The organism is Gluconobacter thailandicus F149-1 = NBRC 100600 (genome assembly GCF_000964465.1).
In the GTDB taxonomy this organism is placed as follows: Bacteria; Pseudomonadota; Alphaproteobacteria; order Acetobacterales; family Acetobacteraceae; genus Gluconobacter; species Gluconobacter thailandicus.
The window spans coordinates 1-1,527 of sequence record NZ_BANH01000105.1 but is presented as its reverse complement, the minus strand read 5'-3'; the positions used below and the strand labels follow the sequence as shown (position 1 = coordinate 1,527).

The window sequence follows — 1,527 nt, the reverse complement described above, 5'->3', positions numbered from 1 at the left end:
AATTCTGTTGAAAAAGTCGCATGCTGTGTCGAGTGGATCGGGGCTTGTGAGAAGTTTGATGCGCCTGTCTCCTTCAGGTGGCCCTCTGGAGAGAGATGAGTGGCATCAGCTTTGCCATTTTACGCAGGTTCTGGGCGGTTGCTGCGAGGAGGAACTCATCTCTGGCGCCATTTGGGCCTCGTAACCGCAGTCGATCCAGTTTGAGTATGCGTTTGAGATGCGCGAACAGCATCTCAATCTTTTTCCTCTGTCTTCGTGATGTCACGTAGGCATCGGTCTGGGCGATATCCCGCGCCATATCGCGAGCGCCTTCATGCACGGACCGCATGATCTTGCGGGCGGGTGTATTGGGAGTGCAGCGCTGGCGGAATTCACATTCACTGCAATCCTTCACACGGGCTCGATAACGAATGAAGCCATCCTTATCGACACGGGAACGGGGTGTTGTGAAATTCCGATTGGATGTCCGGAGTTGATGACCGCCCGGGCAGATATAAAAGTCATTCTCATGATCGAATGTGAAATCAGACCGTGCAAACGTTCCGTCATTGCGGGCTGATTTATCAAACACAGGAATATGCGGTTCGATCCCTCTGTCCTCTACCAGCCATGCGAGGTTGGCAGCATCTCCATAAGCACCATCTGCAGCCAGACGTTCAGGCCATAAGCCAAAGGTCTGCTGTACCCGTTCAATCATGCGACGCTGTGCTGTGACTTCAGCCTGACGCACCGATGTCGTGGCCTCAACATCGACAATAACAGCATGCCTGAGATCGATCAGATAATTGGTGCTGTATGAAAAGAACGCCTGATTGGGTGTGGCTGCAGAATACCGTGCCGCAGGATCTGTAGGAGATAATCTTTTAGGGACAACAGGTGTCGATGCACCGAATGCGGCATCGTCAAGAACGGCAAGATATTCTTTTACGGCACGCCCTGTTGCATCAGGAGGAAGGCCTTCATCTCCTGGCACAGCCCGCAGTCGATTGGCATCCGCCCGGATCAGGCTGGCATCAACGGCAAAACCTTCCCCACCGACCAGGCCCGTCTCGATACAGCGCCGGACGGTCATCTCGAACACTTCGCGCAGAAGGTTGCTCTCACGAAACCGGCCATGTCGGTTCTTTGAAAATGTGGAGTGGTCAGGAACAGTCCCATCCAGACCCAACTGGCAGAACCATCGATAGGCGAGGTTCAGATGTACTTCTTCGCACAGACGCCGTTCGGAACGGATGCCCATGCAGTAACCGATCAACAGCATCCGAATGAGGAGTTCCGGATCAATCGAGGGGCGTCCCATTGTGCTGTAAAATGGGCGAAGGTGTTCTCGAATTCCAGAGAGATCAATCAGCCGGTCAATGGATCGAAGTAGGTGATTGTCTGGTACATGCTGCTCCAGGCTGAACCCATAAAACAGGGTTTCCTGAACCCCGGTTCGCTCACCCATCATCTGCCGACACTCCTTGACTGATGACGACTGAATCAGGAAGCCATGATTATTTCAAGAGCGACTTTTTCAACAGAATT

Annotated in this window: 1 protein-coding gene; it reads right to left on the bottom strand. The window is 52.9% G+C overall.

Annotation, left to right across the window (positions count from 1 at the left end; all coding sequences use genetic code 11):
• Nucleotides 1-73 precede the first annotated feature (73 nt).
• Entirely contained in the window at nt 74-1,450 is a 1,377-nt protein-coding gene (locus tag B7444_RS15740; protein WP_007284721.1) for an IS1182 family transposase, read from the bottom strand.
• Nucleotides 1,451-1,527: the final 77 nt, after the last annotated feature.